The 4,636-nt window shown below is 66.0% G+C and carries 6 protein-coding genes and 1 pseudogene; all 7 read right to left on the bottom strand.

All coding sequences use genetic code 11. From position 1 onward, the window contains the following. Positions 1-448 (bottom strand): hypothetical protein (locus IEZ15_RS46255; protein ID WP_229846584.1); only part of this gene is annotated, 448 nt, incomplete at its 3' end. Between the two features lie 87 nt (positions 449-535). Continuing rightward, the gene (locus tag IEZ15_RS43385; protein WP_189282435.1) at positions 536-1,378 is read right to left on the bottom strand and encodes a helix-turn-helix domain-containing protein; all 843 of its coding nucleotides are present in this window, start codon (positions 1,376-1,378) and stop codon (positions 536-538) included. Beyond that, entirely contained in the window at positions 1,375-1,911 is a 537-nt protein-coding gene (locus IEZ15_RS43390; RefSeq protein WP_189282436.1) for a DUF6879 family protein, read from the bottom strand. The genes IEZ15_RS43385 and IEZ15_RS43390 overlap by 4 nt, the downstream gene beginning before the upstream one ends. A gap of 1 nt (position 1,912) precedes the next feature. After that, on the bottom strand, positions 1,913-2,116 hold the full coding sequence (locus IEZ15_RS43395) for a hypothetical protein (protein WP_189282437.1): 204 nt from the start codon (positions 2,114-2,116) through the stop codon (positions 1,913-1,915). 251 nt (positions 2,117-2,367) lie between these two features. Next, positions 2,368-3,501 carry an IS630 family transposase gene (locus IEZ15_RS43400; RefSeq protein WP_189282438.1) on the bottom strand — a complete coding sequence of 378 codons (1,134 nt, stop codon included), beginning with the start codon at positions 3,499-3,501 and terminating at the stop codon, positions 2,368-2,370. A gap of 91 nt (positions 3,502-3,592) precedes the next feature. After that, a complete protein-coding gene (locus IEZ15_RS43405; protein ID WP_189282439.1) occupies positions 3,593-4,105 on the bottom strand; it encodes a DinB family protein in 513 nt (170 codons plus the stop codon). A 277-nt stretch (positions 4,106-4,382) separates the two neighbouring features. Further along, positions 4,383-4,636 (bottom strand): annotated as a pseudogene (locus IEZ15_RS46260) (hypothetical protein); the annotation flags it as partial.

Here is a 4,636-nt window from a genome sequence, read left to right on the forward strand (position 1 = left end):
AGAACGCCTCCGCCGGTAAACGCGGGCCGCCGCCCGGCCCGAACGCGGCGCCCAGCGCGGCCGGATCTGTGAGGTCACCAGAGCCGTCAGGCTTCTCCAGCCACGCCCGGCCGTCGACGTACCACTCAGCCGGCGGACACCGCAGCATCCACCCCTTGGGCTGGACAGTGAGCCGTCCGAGGTCGTCCAGCACGTCCTCAGCCCCACAGGGCACGAGCCACCATGCAAGGTCGGCTGACGGGTAGACGAGCACAGGGCCGAGACGGTCCGGCCCTATGCGCTGCATCGCAGCGACAGATCGCATGAGGTCGGCTTCAACGGCCGGCCAGAGCCGGCCTGAAGGAATCTGGGCGAGCTGGTCCTGCGCCCATACCCGATGAATTCCCACCGGGTCCGGGGCGGAAAGAGCCAGCCACTCCGAGCCCGGATTGCGTTTCCGTCGGGCCATGACCAGCACCGTAGGGATGCTGGCATCGAGTTGCCCCGTCGATTGCGCGGGATTGCGTGCGTGGCTCGGCGGATTGAATCCGGTTGCTTACGTGAGGTCCAGCGAGGCCCTCGCTCGGGCGATCAGTCGCCGCGCCTGCGGTCCGTGAACCGCGGCCTCGGCGAGCCAGTCCCATGCCCGTTCGTACAGGGCGATGTTCTCCTCGTCGTCGAGCCACATCTCCGCGTTGATCGTCTCAACGATGACAAGCCGCTGGTCGTAGATCCAGAACCCGTGGGTCGGCGCCCGTCGCAGCTGTGCGCCGAACGGGATGACACCGATCTCGACGGTGTCGAGCCCAATCAGCCCGGCGAGGCGCTCAAGTTGTGCGGCCATGACCTCGCGGGGGCACGTGAGGACGTGGAGGGCGCCCTCCCAGACGATGAACCGGAACAGACGTCCCCGCTCGTACAGGGCATCCTGGCGACGGATGCAGGTCCGTACGGCTTCCTCGACGTCCCGAGGGGTCTGCCGGAACTCGGCGTTCGTCTGGAAGGCGTGCCGGGCGTAGTCCGCCGTCTGGAACAGACCAGGAATGCGGGAGACCTCCACCCCGCGAATCATCTGAGTCGCCGCAGTCTCCGCAACGGCCAGCTCCTGCCGGGCCCGATGCCCGCCAGCCAACTGTCGACGCCACGAGCGGTACTGGGTCTCCAGACCGGCCAGGCGGCCCTTCAACTCATCGGACATGTCGGGACGGCCCACCGCTTGCGACCACGCCATGAGATCAGCGGCCGAAGGGGTCTGCTTCCCGTTCTCCAGCCGCGACACCTTCGAACGCTGCCAGCCGAGCACTTCGGCCACGCCCTTGCCGTCAAGGCCGGCCTCGGCACGCAGCTCACGGAGCCGTGCGCAGAGGGCGACCCGAGCGGATTGAAAGTCGGTGCTCACACGCTGGAACGTACCGCCCTGGCGAAGTCGGCGGTACGGATTGCATGATGCCAAGCGGCATCCCGGGCCTGGCACGCTGCCACGACGTCGACCGGGTCGTCTGTGAGAACCACGCCGAGGGTGGTGTCATCCTCATCAAAAACGAATCGCATCACGGTGCGGGAGTCGAACAGCCAGAAATCGAAGTCCGGCAGGCCGAGCCGAACAGCATCCGTTCGGAACAGGTTGCGGATGTCCTCACCGGCCGCCACGTTCCTGGGGGCTCGCGCAAGAAGGAACTGCTGCCCCTGAGTGGGCGGGTCGTCGACCAGCCGCACCCGCTCGAACCGTGCCCCTGCCGCTGTCTTCTCTGCCACGTTCCGCCGCCAGGCGTCCGGCGGGTCCTGACTGACATCCTCACCGCTCCGCCAGCGCCCCCAGTTCGGCCCGTTCCTGTCAGATGCATAGCCCCGGCGGGTTTCCAGGCGCCAGGCAGTGTGTTCGAAGTCCTCGAAGAAGTGCGTGGCTTCCTTGAACGGAATCAGGTCCGGCACGTCACTCCTTGGGCGCGAAGCGGGTCAGCAGCTCCCGAGGGATCACTACGAACGTCTCCGACGGCTTCACGTCGCGGAGCTGCTCCAGGTGCTCGGGGTCGGTGAGCTTGTCGCCCTGGACCACGATGTCGCCGGTCTCCTCGACCTCGTAAAGAGTGGGGCAATCACCGTCGTCGCTGGTGGTACCGATGAACTTGAGCGTCACGTCGCCCTCCATCTGCGCTGGGTGGACGACCAGGATGCGCCGGATAGCCGGCGCTCATGCGGCGATTGCGACAGATTGCAGATCTCGGCCCTGGCTGCCTCGTTGCGCGCAATGAGATGAATGGCGCCACCTCGGCGAGAACACCCGCACCGGTCCGGCCGTGTAGCAGCGCAGGGCGATCAAGAACAGTCAGTACTATCCGGACCCGTGGCAATCGAACCGAACGACGAACTGATCGAGCTAGTGCCGCATCAAGCAACGTTCGCCCTGTCGACGATGGTGCGTAGGCGCCGGTCGTCGGCGTGGTGGTTTCGCCAGATGATGTAGCGGCGGATCATGCTGCCCTGTTCTTTGTGACTGGCGTGGTCCGTGCCGTCGAGGGTGAAGTAGCGCAGGGCGGTGAACTGGGCCTCGATACGGTTAAGCCAGGAGCTGTTGGTCGGCGTGTAGGCGATCTCGACGTTGTTCGCCGCCGCCCAGGTCCCGACCCGCTGACACTTCTTCGTGGTCAGATGCGGGGAGAAGTTGTCGCAGACGACCGCGATACGGACCTCGGGCGGGTAGAGGGTACGCAGGTAGCGGCAGAACTCCAGGAACTGGGTGCGCCGCTTGACCGGCTTGATGTGGCCGTAGAGCTTGTCCTTGGCCAGGTCCAGGGCGGCGAACAGGTGTCGCACCCCGCCGTAACGGTTGTAGGTCGCCCGGCGCCGACGGCGGGGCTCGCGGTCGGAATCCTTGTGCTTACCTCCGCGCTCGGCCCACTGCCGCCCGGGGCGCGGCATCAGGTTGAGCGGCCCGAACTCATCCATGCAAAAGACGACTTCGGGCTCGCCGGCCTCGGCTATGACCTCACCGTCGGCGATCGCGTAGAGGTGCTCGACGCGAGCCTTCTTGGCCGCGTAGTCCGGATCGTGGGAGGTCTTCCAGGTCTTCAGGCGTTGAAAGGAGACGCCTTCCTCGCGGAGCAGGATGCGCAGGCCCTCGTGGCTGATGTCGTCGACCACCCCCTCGGCGACCAGGAGGTCCGCCAGCTTGGTCAGACTCCAGGTGGAGAACGGCAGGTCGTGCTCGGCCGGTTTGGACTTGGCGATCTTCTTGATCTCGCGCCGCTCGGGTAGCGTGAATGTCCTGGGCCGGCCGCCGGAGTACTTCGGGTAGAGCGAGTCGAAGCCGTCGGCGTTGAAGTTGTGGATCACATCCCGGACCCGGTCATCGCTGGTGAACGACACTTCGGCGATCTTCGCCACCGGCATGCCTTGCGCGGACAGCAAGACCATCTGCGCCCGCCGCCAGGTCACCACCGACCCGGTCCCCCTGCGGATGATCCGAAGCAGCCGCCTGCCCTCGTCATCGTCGATCTCGCGTACCCGTACCCGTTCTGCCATCCGGACAGGGTGACGGCCACACCCCGCCCGGCACAGCACCGGGACGGCGCGTCACGTCACAACAGGGGGAAACGTTGCCTGATCCGGAGTGCTATACGCCGGTGGTGCCATCGATGCGTTCCCGGACAAGGTCAGCATGGCCGTTGTGGCGGGCGTACTCCTCGATCATGTGGACGTAGATCCAGCGGAGGCTGACGTCCTGCTCCATGAAGCGGCCCGTGTCGGTCAGAGCGCGGTCGGCGCAGTGCTCGCGGGCGCGGGAGATCTCCGCATGCCAGGTGGCCACAGCGTCGCGCAGGGTGGCGCCCTCGGCCAGGTCAAAACCGCCGTCGGGGCCTGACGGGTCCGCCTGCTGGTCATAGATGGGCGGGGCCTGTTCTCCGGCGAGCACTCGGCGGAACCAGTTCCGCTCCACCTCCGCCATGTGCTGGACAAGGCCGGTCAGTGTGAAGGCGGACGGCTGCACGGATGCGACGGCGGCCTTCTCATCGTCCAGGCCCTCGCACTTCATGGCGAGGGTGGTGCGATGAAAGTCGAGCCAGCTCTCCAGCGTGGTGCGCTCGTCGGCGTTCAGAGGCGGCATAGGGCGTTCGATGGTGGCCATCGGTCGATTATCACCAGCGGCAAAATCCATCGACAGGCGGGACCCCACTCACATCGGGGCGAACGTTGCTTGATGCGGCACTAGAGCCGCCTTTCACTCCTCGGACGGGACGAGTTTGCCGTTAAAAAAGGACGCAACCAACAAGCCGAACGACACGCCGATCCACAGGTCTTGACGATTCCTCTCACTTGGCCATTGAGCGCTTCAGTTGGCCACCGTGACGCTCAGAAGCGGCCCGCATGACCGGGACGGAGAGGCCACCCACTCATAACGGCCGCTACTCCAGCCACGTTCCGTCGCGCATGATGACTCTGCCGCGCAGCTCTGGTTCGCCTCGCCAGGCGTGCACAGTCTTCGGCACCACGCGCACATACAGAAAGGGACCGTTCTCCGTGCGCGGATCCCACCCGAACTTGCCGGTGAACGCGTGTCGGCGGCGGCTGAACTTGGACCCACTCTGGCCGGTTGAAATCTGACCCAGGTGTCTTCGGTTTGGTTGGTTCAGTCGTTGTCGGTGGTGGCGGTGGGGAC

Origin of the sequence: Streptomyces atratus, assembly GCF_014648655.1 — a bacterium.
GTDB lineage: Bacteria > Actinomycetota > Actinomycetes > Streptomycetales > Streptomycetaceae > Streptomyces > Streptomyces atratus.

Coding starts and splice junctions, on each gene's coding strand:
- IEZ15_RS43400 (WP_189282438.1), bottom strand. CDS start 3,501: ATGGCAGAACGGGTACGGGTACGCGAGATCGACGATGACGAGGGCAGG.
- IEZ15_RS43405 (WP_189282439.1), bottom strand. CDS start 4,105: ATGGCCACCATCGAACGCCCTATGCCGCCTCTGAACGCCGACGAGCGC.